At 65.5% G+C, this 18,001-nt stretch carries 12 protein-coding genes; 2 read left to right on the top strand and 10 right to left on the bottom strand.

What is annotated here, in order from left to right; all coding sequences use genetic code 11:
- Positions 1-41: 41 nt before the first annotated feature.
- From F2P46_RS27990 to F2P46_RS28000, 3 genes are all read right to left on the bottom strand, one after another.
- A complete protein-coding gene (locus F2P46_RS27990; RefSeq protein WP_166896440.1) occupies positions 42-3,008 on the bottom strand; it encodes a TonB-dependent receptor in 2,967 nt (988 codons plus the stop codon).
- Between the two features lie 251 nt (positions 3,009-3,259).
- On the bottom strand, positions 3,260-4,483 hold the full coding sequence (locus F2P46_RS27995) for a DUF4861 domain-containing protein (RefSeq protein ID WP_166896442.1): 1,224 nt from the start codon (positions 4,481-4,483) through the stop codon (positions 3,260-3,262).
- Positions 4,484-4,490: 7 nt separating this feature from the next.
- Positions 4,491-5,897, bottom strand: a complete 1,407-nt coding sequence (locus F2P46_RS28000; RefSeq protein WP_368737966.1) for a glycoside hydrolase family 105 protein — start codon at positions 5,895-5,897, stop codon at positions 4,491-4,493.
- A 287-nt stretch (positions 5,898-6,184) separates the two neighbouring features.
- Between F2P46_RS28000 and F2P46_RS28005 the strand changes: the two genes are divergently transcribed.
- Both F2P46_RS28005 and F2P46_RS28010 read left to right on the top strand, forming a co-directional pair.
- Positions 6,185-7,201: an alpha/beta hydrolase gene (locus tag F2P46_RS28005; RefSeq protein ID WP_208296805.1), complete on the top strand. Its 1,017-nt coding sequence runs from the start codon at positions 6,185-6,187 to the stop codon at positions 7,199-7,201.
- A complete protein-coding gene (locus tag F2P46_RS28010) occupies positions 7,198-8,805 on the top strand; it encodes a glycoside hydrolase 43 family protein (protein WP_166896444.1) in 1,608 nt (535 codons plus the stop codon). The genes F2P46_RS28005 and F2P46_RS28010 overlap by 4 nt, the downstream gene beginning before the upstream one ends.
- A 56-nt stretch (positions 8,806-8,861) precedes the next feature.
- Here F2P46_RS28010 and F2P46_RS28015 read toward each other — a convergent pair whose 3' ends face one another.
- The 7 genes from F2P46_RS28015 to F2P46_RS28045 all read right to left on the bottom strand — a co-directional run bounded on the left by F2P46_RS28015 (position 8,862) and on the right by F2P46_RS28045 (position 17,889).
- Entirely contained in the window at positions 8,862-9,059 is a 198-nt protein-coding gene (locus F2P46_RS28015) for a hypothetical protein (protein WP_166896446.1), read from the bottom strand.
- 66 nt (positions 9,060-9,125) lie between these two features.
- Complete coding sequence (locus tag F2P46_RS28020; protein WP_166896447.1) at positions 9,126-11,330, bottom strand: pectinesterase family protein; 2,205 nt, start codon at positions 11,328-11,330, stop codon at positions 9,126-9,128.
- Between the two features lie 289 nt (positions 11,331-11,619).
- On the bottom strand, positions 11,620-12,423 hold the full coding sequence (locus F2P46_RS28025; RefSeq protein WP_166896449.1) for a rhamnogalacturonan acetylesterase: 804 nt from the start codon (positions 12,421-12,423) through the stop codon (positions 11,620-11,622).
- Positions 12,423-15,242: a TonB-dependent receptor gene (locus F2P46_RS28030; protein WP_166896451.1), complete on the bottom strand. Its 2,820-nt coding sequence runs from the start codon at positions 15,240-15,242 to the stop codon at positions 12,423-12,425. Before F2P46_RS28030 ends, F2P46_RS28025 begins: the two co-directional genes overlap by 1 nt.
- A 111-nt stretch (positions 15,243-15,353) precedes the next feature.
- A complete protein-coding gene (locus F2P46_RS28035; protein WP_166896453.1) occupies positions 15,354-15,824 on the bottom strand; it encodes an SAM-dependent methyltransferase in 471 nt (156 codons plus the stop codon).
- Between the two features lie 64 nt (positions 15,825-15,888).
- Positions 15,889-16,587: a FadR/GntR family transcriptional regulator gene (locus F2P46_RS28040; RefSeq protein ID WP_166896455.1), complete on the bottom strand. Its 699-nt coding sequence runs from the start codon at positions 16,585-16,587 to the stop codon at positions 15,889-15,891.
- A 99-nt stretch (positions 16,588-16,686) separates the two neighbouring features.
- Positions 16,687-17,889: an ammonium transporter gene (locus F2P46_RS28045; RefSeq protein WP_166896457.1), complete on the bottom strand. Its 1,203-nt coding sequence runs from the start codon at positions 17,887-17,889 to the stop codon at positions 16,687-16,689.
- Positions 17,890-18,001: the final 112 nt, after the last annotated feature.

Below are 18,001 nucleotides of genomic sequence, written 5' to 3' on the forward strand. Positions count from 1 at the left end.
CCTTTCGGTGAGATGACGCCCGACGCTCTGGCCGCTTGCGCTCAGAACTTGTAACGCAGCCCGGCCAGCACTTCGCGTCCGGTGACGTTGTTGACCACCACGCTGTTGCGGGCGCGGCTGGCGAACTGGTCGTTTTCCTCGTTGGTCAGGTTTACGCCTTCCAGGGTCAGTTCGAGCTTCTCGTTGACCTTGTACGAGAACGACAGGTCGACGTTGAAGGTCTTGTTCTTGCCTTCGACATCGTTGTTGTTCTGGCCCGGCACGCGCGTGACGAAACCGGAACGCTGCGAGGTCGACACGCGCGCACTGAGCTTGCCGTCATCGTAGTACAGGGTGGCGTTCCACGATGTCGGCGACAGATTCAAGAGGTCGTCGGTCACGGTCTGGTTGCTGGACGGCGAGACCACGTATTCCATCTTCGACTTGACGTAGGTGTAGTTCAGCAAGCTGCCGAAGTTGCGGCCCCAGCCCGGCAGGAAGGTGAACGGTTGCTGGTAGTTCAGTTCCAGCCCGCGCAGCTTGCCGCCTTCGGTGTTGATCGGGGCGGTGAACTGGAAGATTTCGTCGCCCGTGAAGTTGGTCGGCAGAAGCGCCAGCGGCAGGCCGGTATCCTTGAATTTCACATCGTTGCGGATGCTCTGGATATACGTGGCGATGTTTTTCTGGAACAGGCCGACGCCGATAAACGCGTTCTTGTCGAAGTACCATTCGAAGCTGGTGTCGAAGGCCTTGGCGCGGAACGGTTTGAGCATCGGGTTGCCGCTGGTGATCGACAGGGTGCCGGTGGTGGCCACGCTGCCGCCCGGGGTCAGGTTGGCCAGCTGCGGCCGCGACATCACCTTGGCGGCGGCCGCGCGCACGATGAAGTTCTTGGTGATGTTGGCGGCGATGTTGAACGATGGCAGCACGTCGTGGTAGTCGTTGTCGACCGTGACCGCGGTGCCGTTGCCGATGGCCTGGTAGCCGGTCGAACTCTGCTGCGTCTCGACATAGCGCACGCCCAGGTTGCCGCGCAGCGCAATGCCGCCCAGCTCGCTTGTGAACTCGCCCATCAGGAACAGGCCGTTGTCTTCTTCGCTGACCGAGCGGTTGTTGCCGCGCGCATTGGCGTTGGTGATCGACGACAGGGTGAAGTCGCCGGGCCCGCCGGCCGGGCCGCTCTTGATGCAGTTGCAGTAGATGTCGTAGACCTGGGCGATGGCGTTCAGGTTGAGCAAAACCCAGCCGCTTGGGGTGCCGGCCGGCATGCCGAGACCGTTGCCGAAGCCCTTGATCTGGGTGCTCAGGCTGGCCGCCGGGACGCCCGCCGCCGGGGCGAAGACGGTGTCGCCCTGGTTCACGCGGCGGAACTCGTAGGAATCGAATGCGAACTTTTTATAATCCGCGCCGGCTTTCAGGGTGAATTTGTCGGGCACCACGTCCCAGGCGACGTCGACATGGCCGACATCGTTGCGGTTGTTGGCGCCTTGCGGACGCATGCGGATTTCGCTCGGGCTGGTGTTGACGATGCTCGATGGCTGGGCGCCGCTGGCGACCTGCGGCACGCCGACGATGCCGAGCGCGCCGCCCGGCTGGTTCACATTGAACGGGTAGCTGATCGCCGGCAGGCGGTCGTTGCCGCGAAAATCGATGCTGTAGCCGTTAACGTTGAGGGCGTCGAGCGTGGTGGTGGTCTGGATCGGGTTGCGGAACTTGGAGGTGGCGCGGCCGACCCGGGCGTTCAAGCGCATGCGCTCGTTCAGTTCGTGCTCGAACGTCAGGGTCGGCTGGGTGAAGGTGGTGTTCAGTTCGTCGTAGCGCGATTCGGCGCGGATGTCGACGCCGTTGTAGGTGCCGTACAGCAGGGCGCCGTTGGGGGCGTAGGCGGTGTCGACGACGCTGGTCTGCGGCTTGCCGCCCTGGGTCGCGCCGCGGCTGAACGAGGTCGCCTGCAGGAAGTCTTCCTGGCGCGTGGCGTCGAGCTTGGAGTAGAGCATGTCGAGCGTGAGGCGGGTGCCGGCGGCCGGACGCCATTGGACCGAGGCGGTCAGGCCGAGGCGGTCCTGGTCGTGGGTCAGGCGGCCGTAGCGCGGAATGCGCGGGGCGAAGTTGTTGGCGCTGCTGGCGGCGTTGTAGGCGGCCACGGCGCCGGGGGTGTTCGGCAGGCGCGCCACGCCCTGGGCGGCCGGGCCGCAGGTGGTGGCGGTGGAGTTGGCCGGGTTGGCGGCGAGCCCCATCGGCGCGCACCAGCCGCCCGAGGACGGGCCGTTATCCCAGCGCACGGTACTGAAGCCTTCTTCGGCCACCTGGCGCTTGGAATAGGCGCCCGAGACCAGCACCCCGAGCTTGCGGTCGGCGAAGGTGTTCGAGACCAAAAAGGCGACGCGCGGGTCGGTCTTGTCGGACAGGTCGTTGTAGCGGCCCTTGAGCATGACGGTGGCGTTAAAACCCTTCAGGTCGAACGGGCGCATGGTTTGCAGGTCGACCGTGGCGCCGAGCGAGCCTTCGTCGACGTCGGCCGAGGAGCTTTTGCGCACCGTGAGGGAACTGAACAGTTCGGCGGCGAACACATTGAAGTCGAAGCCGCGCGAGCGATTGGCGCCGCCGGAACTGTCGGTGCCGCCGGTGGTGGCCAGGCCTTCGACGCCGTTGATGCGCACGCGGGTGAAATCCTGGCCCAGGCCGCGCACGGTGATGTTGCGGCCTTCGCCGGCGTCGCGGTCGATGACCACGCCGGGGACCCTTTGCAGGGACTCGGCCAGGTTGGTGTCCGGGAACTTGCCCATGTCTTCGGACTTGATGACGTCGACGATGCCGAAGTCTTCCCTTTTCTTGTTGAGGGCGCTCTCCAAGGAAGCGCGCAAGCCGGCGACGATGACGGTTTGGGCTTGTTGGTCGGCGGCGGGCGAGCTCGGTTGCGCGCTGGTCTGGGCGTAAGCCCCGCTGATGGCCAGGGCTGTGACGGATGTGCTGCCCACGAGGCGCGCGGCGAATTTGCCGAGCGCGCGGGTCTGGTCGGTGATGCGCATGCTGCTGTCTCCTATCGTTATGAGAATACAGCCGGATGCCGCGCGGTCTTGCTGCCGCTGATCCAACAACCGGCCGGGTTACCGCGCGCCGATTTCACCGTCATTCCCGCGCAGGCGGGAATGACGGATTCCCCCGTGGCGCCTGGCTTGTGCTGCCAGTTTATTGAGCGGTTGACCAATTCTAGGCCGGTTTATATATTTGCACAATTGGTCAGTCCGCAATCTTTTATGGTCAGGCCGCTTTGTGGTTTTTATGGCGTGGTGGCCACGCTCACGGTCACCGGATTCGCGTCGCGCGCAGCCGCCGCGACGAGGTAGCGTTCCCAGTCCTGGCCGCTCTGGATGTCGCCCGAACGGCTCCACGCCGCCCCCGCGTAGTAGCGCAGCGGCTTGCCGCTCGCTGCCGGCGCCAGCACCAGGTGGTTCAGCGCATCCTCGCCAAAGCCGGTCGCCGACGGCAGGATGACCGCCGTGCCCATGGCGCCGTTGCTGGCCTGTTCGACCCACTGCATCAGGATCCCGGGCGCCTTGTTGCCGATTTTGATATCGGGCACCTGCCCCTTGTCGGTGGGGGTCTTGTTCAAACCCACGCCGACCTCGATGCCGGCCTTGCCGGCAAAGGTGAAGGTGCTCTCGATGCGGTCCAGGTAGTGGCCGGCGTCGACCGTGAAGCGCTTGACCTCGGACACCGGCGTGCCGCCCGCATCCCAGCTGTCGTAGCTGAGCTCGAAGATGGCGCGCACCGGCCCGTTGGCCAGCACTTTCCAGCCGGTGAAGTTGTTGCCGGTGTAGAGAAGCTTGCCATCCCACACCCCGGTGCCGCCGGCGCCGCGCGTCTTGCCGACGTTGTACATATCCATGCCTTCGCCTTCATCCTTGTGATAATGGTCGTGGCCCTTGTTGTACCAGCGGTCGACGACCGGATACGGCACCCGCTTGAACCAGATATCGAGTCCGCTGGTGACCAACACTTCCTTGGCGCCGCCCGCCGGGACCGGCGCGCCCAGGGCCGGGCCATAGGTGCGGTGCGCGAGCTTGTCGTTTTCCCAGGCGAAGTCGTCGAGCCGCTCCGGCACGAAGCGCGCAAACGCTTTCACCGGGAACGGCGGCGCCACCGTGTCGATTTTCTCGACCGTGAAGATGGCGCGCTTTTCGCCGGCCGCAAAATTGTGCTGGAAAATCAGCTCGCCGTAGGCGATGCCGACGTTCTTCGGGTCCTTGGCCAGCGGCGCGATATTCGTTACCTGGTAGGGCAGCACGCGGCCGGCGGCATCCCTGACGGCGATGCGCTGGATCAGCGCGCCGGGCAGGGCGCGGTTGATCTCGCTCCACGGCAGGACGATGGTTTCCGACGGCCGTGCAATGTCGAGCCCATGGCTGACCGTGATGGTGGCGGCCGGGCCGGCCTGCGCCAGCGGGCAAGCCCCCGCGGCGGCCAGGGCGAGGAAGGAAAACGAGGCGAGTGATCTGGTCATGGCGTTCTCAATGATGTTCGCGGTAATTGGTCTGGCCGGCGCCCTTGGGCATGTAGTGATAGGTGCGCACCTTGTGCTGGACTTCGATGTTCGGGTTGTTGATCAGCTTGATCATCTCGGCGCCGGCCAGCAGGGTCGGGCCGTAGCCGTGCAGCGCGAACGGGCTGGTCGGGCGGTTGTAGTAATACACCTGGTCGCTGGCAAACGTGGTGCCGACGCAGGTGCCCTCGACCTGGCCCTTGTCGTTGATGCGGGTCGATAAACCGGCCCAGCCGGCCTGGGCGATGGAGCCGTAGGTCGTCGGGCTGATCCAGCCCTGGTTGATGGCGTGCGCAAACACGTAGACGAACATCGCGCTGGCCGAGGTTTCGAGGTAGGAATCGTTACGGTCGAGCATCTGGTGCCACAGGCCGCTGCCGGACTGGCGCTCGCCGATGCTCGTCAATGTGGTGCGCAACTGCGCCAGCACCTGCGGATAGCCGGGATGGTCCTTCGGCAGCACGTCGAGCAGGTCGGACATGCTCATCACCGCCCAGCCGTTGGCGCGCGCCCAGTAAAAGTTCGGGGCGTCGGGGTTGTTGGCGTTCCAGCCGTGGGTGTACAGCCTGGTCTGCTTGTTGAACAGGTAGCCCGTCATCTGCAGCACGTTCTTGACGGCATCGTCAAAATGGGCGCGCTTGCCGGTCATGCGGCCCAGTTCGGCCAAGGCGGGCACCGACATGTACAGGTCGTCGGCCCACAGCGACACCGCCTGCGGGCGCTCGCGCGCCATGGTGCCGTCCGGCAGGCGGAACTGCTTGTTGACCACCCAGTCGCCGCAGGTGGCGATGACGTGCGACAGGTCCGGGCCGATTTTCAGGGCGCGCGCGCGCATCATGGCGGCGCACATGGAGCCGGCGTCGTCGAGCGCGCGCGGGTCGAGGAAGCGCGAAAAGCTGTTGGCGCGTTCGAGCTTGAATTGCTTTTCCTGGGCCTGGAAGTAGGGCAGTTTGTCGGCGAAGAAATTGAAATGGCGGGCGGTCAGGTCGGTGAAGCGCTTGTCGCCGGTCACTTCCTGGGCCTTGATCATGCCGGCATGCACCACGCCCATTTCGTAGACCATGATGCCCATGTCCGCATGGCTCGCTTCGGTGATGGCGTTGGCGTTCGGCTTGCTGAAATCGGTAATCGGCGCGCCGGTCTTTTTGTCGACCACGCGGGTGGGGGTGGCCGTTTCCATGAAGCCGCGGATGCGGTGCAGGGCGGCGCTGATGTCGGCCACGACGGGCTTCTTGTATGGGACCGGATAGCTGCCTTCGCCCGGGTCGTTCAGGTTCTTGTTGTCCGGATTGCGGAATGGGCCGTCGGCGTACGCCGGGCTGCCCATGCAGGCCACCGTGGCGATGGCGGCAAACAGTTTAAGTGCTGTATTCACATTGTCCCCTGTTATTGGTGATGATTTTTTACGCGCTATTTGGTCAGGCCATTCTAGTTTGGTCAGGCCAAATGTGCAAGGCGGACTAGCCACTTGTGTCAGCCCATGGCATACTTTATCGACACGTGGATGAACTGGGAAGGTCGGCGATGGAGAATGCTGTTCAAGGCTGGGGCGCCGTATTTACCGGGCTGCTGTTGGTGGGGTGCGTCGCTGGATCTGGCCCCCATACCGAAGACCGTCATTCCCGCGACGGCGGGAATCGAAGGCATGTTTGCGGCTCGACGATGCCTTCGATTCCCGCCGTCGCGGGAATGACGGATAAGAAGATGGTGACCGAACAAGCTGCCAGCGCCGCCGCGCCCGCTGCCGCGCTGTCCGCCGTGCCCTACAACGCGGCGACCTCCTACGCCAAGCTGGTCAAGGCCTACCCCTTCATCAAGATCGCCGATACCGTCACCAACGCCGGGACGATCACGATCAGCGACATCGGCTACGTGCGCCGGGGCCCACATCTGCTGCAACTCGACCTGTACCTGCCGGGGCAGGCGACGCGTGACAAGGGACCGCTGGCGGCGGTGGTCCTGGTGCACGGCGGCGGCTGGCGTTCCGGCGAGCGCGCCAACATGGCGCCGCTGGCCGCGCGCCTTGCCGCGCGCGGCATTGCCGCCGCCGTCATCGACTACCGCCTGGCCGACGAAGCGCGCTACCCGGCCGCCATCGACGACGTCAAGGCCGCGCTGCGCTGGCTGCGCGCCAACAGCGCCGCCCACGACATCGACCCGCAACGCATCGCGGTGGCCGGCGGCTCGGCCGGCGGGCAAATCGCCAGCCTGGCCGGCGTCACCAACGGCATGCCGACCTTCGATCCCGACGCCGCAGGGAACGCCGTATCGAGCGCGGCGCAGGCGGTCATCAACATCGACGGCCTGTCCGATTTTACTTCTCCGGCCGCGCGCGCCAACGAAGACGATCCGAAAAAAAAGCCATCGGCCGCCGGCTTCTGGTTCGGCGGCAGCTACGCCGAAGCGGCGCACCTGTGGCGCGAAGCCTCGCCCACTTTCTACGTCAACCGCCGCACGCCGCCGATGCTGTTCATCGGCAGCGCGCAACCGCGCTTTGCAGTCGGGCGCGACGAGATGGTCGACAAAATGACAGCGGCCGGCGTCGCCACTGAAGTCGTCATGCTGCCCGATTCACCCCATTCCTTCTGGCTGTTCGAGCCATGGATCGACCCCACGGCCGACGCGATCGCCGCCTTCCTGCATACCCACATTCCAACAACAACGAGACCAGCTCCATGACCACAACGACTATATTGCACCGGGCCGCGCTCCTGATCCTGCCGCTGGCGCTAAGCGCCTGCCAGGGCACGCCGACCGCCCCGCAGCAACCATGGACGGCCGACCTGGGCAACGGCCAGTACCAGAACCCGATCCTGCACGCCGACTATTCCGACCCGGATGCGATCCGCGTCGGCGACACCTATTACATGACCGCGTCGAGCTTCAGCAACACCCCCGGCCTGCCGCTGCTGCAATCGACAGACATGGTCAACTGGGAACTGGTCGGCCACGCGCTGCCCAGGCTGGTGCCGGAAAACGTCTTCGCCACGCCACAGCCGGGCAAGGGCGTGTGGGCGCCGTGCCTGCGTTTTCATGACGGTCAATTCTGGATATTTTATCCCGACCCGGACTTTGGCATCTATGTCATGACCGCCACCAGTTTCGACGGACCGTGGACGGCGCCGCACCTGCTGGCCGGCGGCAAGGGCCTGATCGATCCGACGCCGCTGTGGGACGACGACGGCAAGGCGTACCTGCTGCACGGCTGGGCCAAGAGCCGCGCCGGTTTCAATAACGTGTTGACCCTGCGCGGCATGGCGCCGGACGGGCGCAGCCTGCTCGACACCAGCGGCCAGGTCATCATCGACGGTAACAAGCTGCCGAATTACAAGACGCTGGAAGGGCCGAAATTCTACAAGAAGGATGGCTACTATTATGTCTTCGCGCCGGCGGGCGGGGTGGAGGAAGGCTGGCAGTCGGTGTTCCGTTCGCGCAGCATTAACGGGCCGTACGACGACAAGATCGTCATGGCGCAGGGCAAGTCCGGCATCAACGGTCCGCACCAGGGCGCATGGGTGACGGCGGCCGATGGCAGCGACTGGTTCTTCCACTTCCAGGACAAGCGCGCGTACGGGCGCGTGGTGCATCTGCAGCCGATGCGCTGGAAGGATGGCTGGCCGCTGATCGGCGAGGAAGTCAACGCCAGCGGCGTGGGCCAGCCGTTTGCACGGCATGCCAAGCCGCTGGCGGCCGGGCCGGTGCGGGAGCCGCCGACCGGTGACGAATTCTCAAGCGCGGCGCTGGGGCCGCAATGGCAGTGGAGCGCGAACGGCAGTCCGCAGTGGACGTCGCTGGCGGCCCGGCCCGGCCAGTTGCGCCTGCAAGCGCAGCCGGGGACCAATCTGCGCGAGATGGCGTCGGTGCTGACGCAGAAACTGCCGGCGCCGGCGTTCACGGTCGACACGCGGATCGCACTGTCGGCCACGCAGGAGGGAGATCGCGCCGGGCTGGTGCTGCTGGGGATGAAGTATGCGTGGCTGGGATTGCGGCGCGCGGGGACAGGATCGCAGTTGGTGCTGGGGGTGTGCGAAGGCAATGAAAATACGTGTACCGAGAAGGATCAGCTGGTGGTGCCGGTCGATGGAAATGCGGCGTACCTGCGCATGACGATGGCCGACGGCGTGGCGACGTTCTCGTACAGCGTGGATAACAGCAAGTTCGTGGAGGCGGGGCAGCCGTTCAAGGCCAGCATGGGGCGCTGGGTGGGGGCGCAGATGGGCTTATTCAGCGCCGGTGGCGCGCAGGCGCATGCGGATGTGGATTATTTCCGGGTCAGCAAATAGCAATTGCACCGCGTCGTCCCCGGCAATGCCGGAGACGACGCGGTGGCGAGATGCGCTTAAAACGCCGGATCGTTCGCCGCCATGCGCGAACGGCGCCAGCGCCACACGTTGAAGGCGGTCAGCGCGGCGGGCACGCCGATCACGACCAGCCAGGCGCTGGCATCCATGTTGCGCGTGATGACCACGCCGGCGCCAAGGGCGAACGCGATCAGGCCGCGCAGCAGGATCCAGTTGAGCTGGGCTTTTGAGTTCATTTTTTGCATGTGTCGAAGTTCGGTCAATAGGGATGCCGCAGGCGGCTAGCGTATCACGAACGCCGTTCAGGGCGTCGCTTGCCCCGCTTCCGGGTGCCATCCCCGGCCGCCATCGAAGCCGGAAAACACCGCCGCCCGGCTCGAGAGCGCGGCCGCTTCCTGCGCGCTGAGAACCGCGCCGCCGGCGCGTTGCGACAGGTCCAGCGGCTTGCCGTCCAGGTCCATGCTGCCGGATTCGCGCCAGCCGCTCTGCGCTGTCGCGCTGGCCGGATTGGGCGCCGGCTCGCGCGTCGCATCGCGCGTCGCATCGCGCTGCACGCCGTTTCCGGCCCAGCCGACCGGGGCGATATGCTCGCCCATCTTGCAATTGATGTAGGCCACGTTATCCCAGGTGGCCTTTGTACCCGGGCTGCGCGCCAGGTAAGTGGCGCCGCGCGCAATCTTGTTGGCCAGCGGACCCGGTCCCGGCCCATGGGTCAGCGCGCTGTTGAGGAACACGAAGCCCGGGTCTGTCGCGCTCACCGTGCGCGCCTGCACCACATAGCCGCCGCTGGACGGGTTGGCGCTGTCGCCGACCGAGCGCAGTTCGCTTTCTTCGAACAGGGCTGCGCGGTTGGCGCCCCAGATGAAGTCGACATTGCCTTCGATGAGCGTGCGGTAGAACCAGGAATATCCTTTGACCTGAATCGTATCCTGCTCGCTGAAAAAGCTGGCGTTGCGCGCGATCAGGCGGCCGCTGTCGTTGTTGAAGTAGATGGTTTCGGCCTGGCCGGCCACCTTGTCGGCGCGCAGGGTCGTATTTTTCAGGGTCAGCGTGTCGAGCGTGAGCAGGTCGGACGTTTCGACCATCAGCAGCGCGCGCCCGCCCGTGAACGATGGCGACTGCGGGCCTTGGCTGAGGCCCGAGCCGGGGTTGTAGCCATCGTTGTTGCCATTGTGGATGAGGACGCCGTCGCGGCTTTCGCCCTTGATGGTCAGCTTGTCCTTGCCCCGGATGAACAGCATCTCATCGTAGCGGCCGTTGTGGACGGCGATCGTAACCGGCGTGGCCTGGCCGGCGTGCCGCATTGCGTGGTTCAGCGCGCCCTGCACCGTGCGGAAATCGGCCGGGCCGTCATCGTCCACGCTGAGCAGGGTGCCGGATGGCGCGCTGGCGCGGGTACGAAAGGTCCATCCGGCGGCGCGGCCGACACCGGCAAACGGCGCGCCCTTGATCGTCGCGTTCCCGAACACGCCCGGCTCGATCACCACGTAGTAGGCGCCGCCGTAGGCGAGGCGGTTGGCGTGCGGGCGCACGGTGGCGCTGTTGCCGTCGATGGTGATCGGCGCGTGGCGCACGTAGCGCATCTGGTCCTGGCCGGGGTAACCGATGGCCGCCACTTCAGCGCCGGGACGGATGATATCGACCAGCTTGTGGTCGGCCTGGCGGTAGATGCGCACCGAACCGGTGCTGCCGAGGCGCGGCGGCTGGTCGAAGCGCAGGCGCAGCAGGGTGTCGGGCTGGACCGCATCGGCGCGCGCGGGCGGGGAGATAGCGCCGTCGAGGTCGATCCGGTACGCGGCCGGTGGCGCGAAGGCGGGCGCGATGCGCGCGTCGATGATGCTCTGTACGCTTGGATCGGCGACGCTGCTGACGATCAGGCTGGCGCTGCCGGATTTTTTTGGCGTGACGACGATGTCGCTGCCGCGCACGCTGGCGCTGGCCACGGCCGGGTTGCTGGAACGGACGCTGAAACGCGCCGGCGTGACGCCATCGCCGTCGAACGCGCTGATAGCCAAGGTCGATGGCGGATCGCCGGCCTGGGCTTGAAAGCTGCTGGCGGCGACGGCGGGCGCGATGCGCATGGGTTTCTGTGCCGGGTCGCCGATGCGGATAGCGTCGAGCTCAAAACCTTTGCCGCTGCTGTAGACGCCGAGCGCGCCGGGGATGGCCGAGCCGGGCACGGTGGCGGTGGTGAGTTTTTCGCCATTGAGGTAGACGCTGAGCGCCTCGCCGATCATCTCGAAGCGGACGGTGAGAAAGCGGCCTGCGCTGGGGATGGTGCGTCTGACCTGTTTCAGGCGGCCGAGTTTGGCGTTTTGCTGGCGCACGATGTTGGCCTGGACGGTGGGGCTGGCGTCGCTCATCTGCAATCCGGCGCCGAGCCAGTGATTGGCGTCGACATGACGGCCGATCAAGTACAACTGGCCAGGCGGGCCGGGCAAGGCGCGCACGCGTGCCTCGACAAAATAGTCGGTGGCGGGCGCTACATGGGTGAACAGCGTGCGCACTGCGGCCGGCCTTTGGTCGAGACGAAGCGCCTTGGGCGCTGTTGCCGCCATCTTCAGCAAACCGGGGTCTGACCTCTGATTCGAAACATTGCTAATTAAGGCTCTGACCCCGGTTGTAGGCGGTTTTACCTGTGTATCAGCCATTGTGGCAGTTGGCAGCAGCATGGCGAGGAGCAGATGAGAGGTCAGACGCTGGGACATGGCTCGGGACTCAGAGTGAAAAGGGATACGCGACATTTGCATCCACACCGGGGTAGAGCCTGGTTGTAGGAATGTTGAACCTTGGGGCTTATGGCTCGGGGGCGAGGGCGGGGCGCAAGGCGGGAATCTGGCGCCGCAGTTCGCGCGCGACCATGCCGGAAAACAGGGCCGCACCTTTGGCGCCAACGTGGGTGCGGTCGAAGCTGGTTTTTGGTGCGCCTTGCGGTTCGACCGCCGCACCCGACCCCGCCACCACGGGCGCCGCAGCCGGGTCCGGCGGCGGCGCTTGCGCCAGTGTGTCGGCTTCGTTTGACCCCATCGCTTGCACGGCGTCGGCGCTGATCTTGTTCAGGTCGACGAGCAATGTGCCACTCTCTTTCGCCACGCGCCGCACTTCGGATGCCCACGGACCGAGGTCGTCGCGCAAGTACGCACCCTTGAAGCTGCGCCGCGTCAGCGGCGTGACCAGCACCGGCACGCCACCGAGCGCGCGCGCTTGGCTCACGTAACGCGCGATGTTTTGCGGGAATTGGGTCACCAGGTCGGTCGAGCGCCCCGGTTTGCCCGGCTGGTCGTTGTGGCCGAACTGGATCAGCACGTAGCTGGCGCTGTACGCCGCGCCGTCGCGCAGCAGCGCTTGCACCTCGTCCCAGCGCCCCTCGGCGCGAAAGCTGCCGGAGCTGCGTCCGCCACGCGCCAGGTTGATGCAGGCCGCGCCGGCGCGCAGCCGCTGGCACAGGGCGTCGCCGTAGCCGGAGCGGGTCGCCATGGTCGAGTCGCCGACGAGGATGAGGCGCGCCGGCCTGGCCGCTTCAGCGGCCGCATGCGCGGGCGCGGCGACCGCCAGCGCCAGGCCAGCGACCGCTATCAGGGAAGAAAATGGCTTCATCATCAGAAGGTGTAGTTCACGCGTATGTTGTAGGCGCGGCCGATCGGCTTGGCGATGTTTTGCGCGAATACCACGCGCGAACTGAGGCGCTGGTTCGACAGCGGCGGGTCGACATCGAGCAGGTTGTTCACGCCAAAGGTGAACTTGAGCCGCTTGTTCCAGGCGTAGTTGGCGCTCAGGTTGTACAGGATGTAGGGCTCGATTTCGTTGTAGAAGGGCTGGCCCGGTTTCTGGCTCGGCAAGGCGTTGGTGTCGATGTAGCGCGAGGTGTAGGACTGCGTCAGCTGGGTGCCGAAGCCGCCCCGGCTCCACGACAGGCGCAGGTTGTGCTTCCATTTGAAGACGTAGGTGTTGGCGGAGGTGGCGCCGGTCGAGAGCGCGCCGGGTTTGCCGACGCTGTCGATCCAGTCGCCGCCTTCTTCGTTCTGGCCTTCGTATTTGTTGACGTAGGTGCCGTCGAAGGACATGCCGAAGCGCCCCATGCTGGCGGTCGGCAGGGTGTAGTTCAGGCTGGCGTCGATGCCCTGGGTGCGCAGGCCGCCCATGTTCAGGCGCGTCTTGGTGATGTAGGCCAGGGTGCCGTCGGCATTGCGTACGAACAGATTGTTGTATTTGTTGACGTCGCCGAAGATCGTGTCTTCTGAAATCTGCGCGATCGTGCCTGTCATCTCGACGTTCCAGAAGTCGAGCGAGGCGACCAGGTTCTTGATCGGTTCGATGACGATGCCGGCGGTGAAGGTCTTGGATTTTTCCGGCTCGAGGTCGGGGTTGGCGCCGGTCAGCACCGTCAGGGTGCTGCCGCAGACCTTGGCCGCGTCCAGGTTCAGGCCCGCGTATTTCGGGTCGGTGGTGAGCGCGCCGGTGCCGCTCACGCCGGGGGTGGCGCTCGGGCACAGCAGCGGGTCATCCCACTTGGAGGTGGACGGCACGCGCGTTTGCGGGGTGCCGTACAGTTCGGGCAGGGTCGGGGCGCGGAAACCGGTGCTGGCGGTGGCGCGCAGCATCAGGGCCCTGGATGGCTCGTAGCGCACGCTGGCCTTGGGGTTGAAGGTGGTGCCGAAGTCGCTGAAGCGGTCGGCGCGCACGGCCAGGTTCAGGTTGAGCTGCTTGGTGAACGGCGCGTCCAGTTCCAGGTAGGTGCCGAGCACGGTGCGCGCGCCATGCGGGTAGCGGTTGGGCGTGCCGGAGACTTTGTAGACCACCGCGTCGCCAATGTCGCCGGAGGCGTCGCGGTAGGTTTCGCGGTGCAGGTCGGCGCCGACGGCGAGCGCCAGCGCGCCGCCGCCCAGGGTCGTCAGTTCGCGGTTCAGGGTCAGGTCGGGGCCGTAGTAGTGGACTTCGGCGCGACGGTTGACCAGGCCGTCGGCGGAGATGCTTTCCAGGTAGGCCTGGCCGGCTGCGTCCTGCGGTCCGAAGGGGTTGAACACGCCGTCGGCCACGCCCTTGTACAGCTCGGGCGTGCGCAGGTAGCCGCTCAGGAATGTGACGGTGCGCTTGCTGTAGGCGTAGTTAAAGCCCGCCTTGTAGTCCCAGCCCTTGAACTGGCCTTCTTCGGTGAGCACCAGGCGGTGGCTGTTCTGGCGGTCGTCGGTGATGGCCGGGCCGAGTTCGTCCAGGCTCCAGGTGAGCGCGAGGTCGGCGCCGTTCAGGCCGGCCACGGCGGGCACGCCGCCTGCGCCTCCGGGATACCATTTGCTGGCCTTGGTGATCATCAGCGGTTTGCGCAGGCCGGGGTTGAGCTTGTCGTAGTCGGTCTGGGCGCCGAACGGCTGCGGCGGATTGAGGGCGTCGATGTAGGATTCGGAACTGAGCAGTTCGACGGTCAGCAGATTGCCGTCGCCATGGCGCAGGCTGCCCTTGGTCAGCAGGGTGGTTTGCTTGTTGTCGGCCAGCAGTTGCGGATACAGGTTCGGGTCGAGCACGCAGGTCTTGCTGCCGGCGCCGCTCGGCTTGGTCGAGGGGATGGTGTACTGGCCCTGGTACGGGGCGACGCAGCCGGCGCCGAAATACGGGTTGCCGGTGACGCTGGTCGGCTTGCCGTTGGCGTAGACGGTGTAGTTGGCCGGCGCCGACGAGGAACCGGAGGTGTTGCTGGTAAACGCCGTGCCGCCGAGGCGGGCGATGTCGTCCGGATCGCTGATGTTGGGGCGGTCGCGCTGCATCAGGGCGCTGCGTTTCTGGGTGTCGAAGGCGGCGTAGACGTTCCAGCCATCCTTGGCCAGGTCGCCGGTGCCGCTGGTCAGGCTGAAGCGGCGCTGCTCGCCGCCGCCGCTGCGTTCGGGCGCCATGACGCTGGCGCTGGCGGTGGTGTCGGAAATGGCCCGCTTGGTGATGAAGTTGACCACGCCGGCAATCGCGTCGGTGCCGTAGATGGCCGAGGCGCCGTCGCGCAGCACTTCGACCCGTTCGATGGCGTTCATGGGGATGACGTCGACGTTGATCGCGCTGTCGCCAATGGCTTCGTTGGCCAGGCGGCGGCCGTTGAGCAGGACCAGGGTGCGGTTGGTGTTCAGGCCGCGCATATTGATCATGGTGCCGCCGCCACCGCCGCCGACCGGTTCATTGGTCGCGCCGGCGGTGAGCGAGGTGGCCACTTCGGACATCGTGGTCAGGCCGCGGTTGACCAGGTCTTCGGCCTTGATGGTGGTCAGGGGCAGGGCGTTTTCGCTGGCCAGGCGCTTGATGGAGGAACCGGTGACTTCAATCCGGGTCATGCCGCCGTCGCCCTGCTGGGCCGAGGCCTGGTTCATCAGGGTCAGGACCGCGATGGCGATAGAGGAAAGCAGTAGCTTCGGTTGCGGGAACCGGGGTGGTGTGGGCACGGCGTGTCTCCTGATTAGAATTGCCTTTATGGTTAGGCCAATTCTAGTTTGGCCTGACCAATTAATCAAGGTGGACTTGCCAGTTGGGCGTTTTGAAGGTGAAGCCGGGTTTTACGGCTTGCCGGACCAGTAATCACGCATCAGCTCGGTGGCCCATGCGGGCTGCCGGGTTGCCTCGCGCGGCAGGAATTCGCGGATCACGGGCTTGATGTCCAGTACCGGCGTGCCATCGATAGCGTCGAGCTCGGCCACCGTCAAGACCTTGCCCTCGACCGACAGCAGGCGGCAGATGGTGCTGCCGATGCGGTTCGGCCGGTTCTTGCCGCGCTGGGCAAAAATACCGACTTGCGGCCAGTCCGGGTTGTTGCGCGGGTGGCGCGCATCGTAGGTGATCTTTTCCGCTGCCACCTGGTGGAACAGGAACAGCACCTCGACATGGGAGAACGACGCCAGTCCGGCAAGGGCGGCCGGCTGCAGTGCGTCCACCAGCACGATACGTGCCTGTTCGCCACCCCACAGGTCATCCTCGGGAGCGCTGCGCGCTGCGTGGACGAAGGCAACCGGTTCGACGTGATAGGGCATGCTGTACTCCTCTATTGTGGTGGTTCCAGCGCGGGTGCAAGGGTGCGGGCAAGGCCGCCACGGCTTATCCGCGCGAGAAGGTGCGCGTGACGCGTTCCAGGTGCGCGCGCATGGCCTGGCGCGCGCCGGCCACATCGTGCGAGGCGATCGCCTCGAGAATCTTGCGGTGGTCGGTCAAGGTGGTCACGCGCAAATCCTCGGTCTGGAAATGTTCCTTGAGCTTGTGCCACAAGCTGCCGCGCTGGTTCCACAGATAATCGACCACGCCGACCAGCGCCGTATTGCCCGTGGCGCGTGCGATCGCCAGGTGAAAATTGCGGTCGGCCTGCTCGTTGCTGGCGCGGTCCTCGTGATGGTGTTCCATCTCCAGCACCGCCGTCAAAATCGCGTCGATCGCCGAATCGGTGGCCATCTTGGCCGCCAGCGCCGCCACTTCGGACTCGATCATGCGGCGCGCGGCCAGCACTTCGAACGGGCCTGGCCCGACTTCGGGCACATCGGCCTGCGCCGTGGCTTGCTCGCTGACATACACGCCCGAGCCGCCGCGCACTTCCACAATGCCGCTCAGTTCGAGCACGATCAGCGCTTCGCGCAACGAGGCCCGGCTCACGCTCAGCTTGGCGGCCAGGTCGCGCTCGGCCGGCAGGCGTTCGCCGGCCTTGATGCTCTCGTCGCGGATCAGTGCCTGGATGCGGGTGGCCACGACCCGGTACAGGCGCGGCTCAGCCGAGGTCGATTCTTGCGGCGCAGAGGGTTTCTTCATTGATTATGTGGATCCGGGGTAAGGCGTGAGGGGGGGTGTACATGCTCGCCTGATTTTAGTTCGGTATGGCCAATGTTGCAAGGCTCCCCCTCCGGTGCGCTACCAGTTCGATTCCCGCTCCGGTGTCGATGAAATGTGGTGGATCGACAAATCGGCGCCCTGGAATTCCTGCTCCGGGTCCAGCCGCAAGCCCATGGTCTTTTTCAGTACGCCATACACCAGATAGCCGCCGGCGAGCGCGATGGCCACGCCAAGCGCGGTGCCGGCCAGTTGCGACATGAAGGCCACCCCGCCCATGCCGCCCAGGCTTTTCAGCCCGAAGATGCCGGCCGCGATGCCGCCCCAGGTGCCGCACAGGCCGTGCAGCGGCCACACGCCGAGCACGTCGTCGATCTTCCAGCGGTTTTGCGTCAGGGTGAACATGGCCACGAAAATCGCGCCGGCAATGGCGCCGGTGGCCAGCGCGCCGAGCGGATGCATCAGGTCCGAGCCGGCGCACACGGCCACCAGCCCGGCCAGCGGGCCGTTGTAGGTGAAGCCGGGATCGTTCTTGCCGAGCACCAGCGCGGCCAGGGTGCCGCCGACCATGGCCATGAGCGAATTGACGGCGACCAGGCCGTTCATCTTGTCGAGCGTTTGCGCACTCATGACGTTAAAGCCGAACCAGCCCACCGCCAGGATCCAGGCGCCCAGCGCGAGAAAGGGAATCGAGGAGGGTGGATGGGCGGCGATGGCGCCGTTGCGCCCGTAACGCCCGCGGCGCGCACCGAGCAGCAGCACGGCGGGCAGGGCGATCCAGCCGCCCACGGCATGCACCACGACCGAGCCGGCAAAGTCGTGGAAGCCGGCGCCGAAGGCGAGTTTCAGGGCCGCCTGGATGCCGAAGCGCTCGTTCCAGGCAATGCCTTCGAACAGGGGATAAACGAAGCCGACCAGCAAGGCGGTGGCGATCAGTTGGGGATGGAACTTGGCGCGCTCGGCAATGCCGCCCGAGACAATCGCCGGAATGGCGGCCGCGAAGGTGAGCAAAAAGAAGAATTTGACCAGTTCGTAGCCATTGCGCTCGGCCAGCACGTCGGCGCTGGCGAAAAAATCGACGCCGTAGGAAATGCCGTAGCCGATGAAAAAATAGGCAATCGTCGAGACGGCAAAGTCGGCCAGGATCTTGACCAGGGCGTTGACCTGGTTCTTTTTCCTCACCGTGCCCAGTTCCAGAAAGGCGAAGCCGGCGTGCATCGCCAGGATCATGATGGCGCCGAGCAAGATAAACAGCGCGTCGGCGGCGTGGTTGGTTCCGTTCATTGGACGATTCCCGATAAAGGTGCATGGAAGTATTGACGTCCTTGAAGTAAGCAATAATCGTTCCATTTTGGTGCGTCGATGCAAGTGCTTGATTTTGAGGCGGAAAATATCG

The sequence above is a fragment of the Massilia sp. CCM 8734 genome, from assembly GCF_011682155.1.
GTDB classification, from domain to species: domain Bacteria; phylum Pseudomonadota; class Gammaproteobacteria; order Burkholderiales; family Burkholderiaceae_D; genus Telluria_A; species Telluria_A rubra.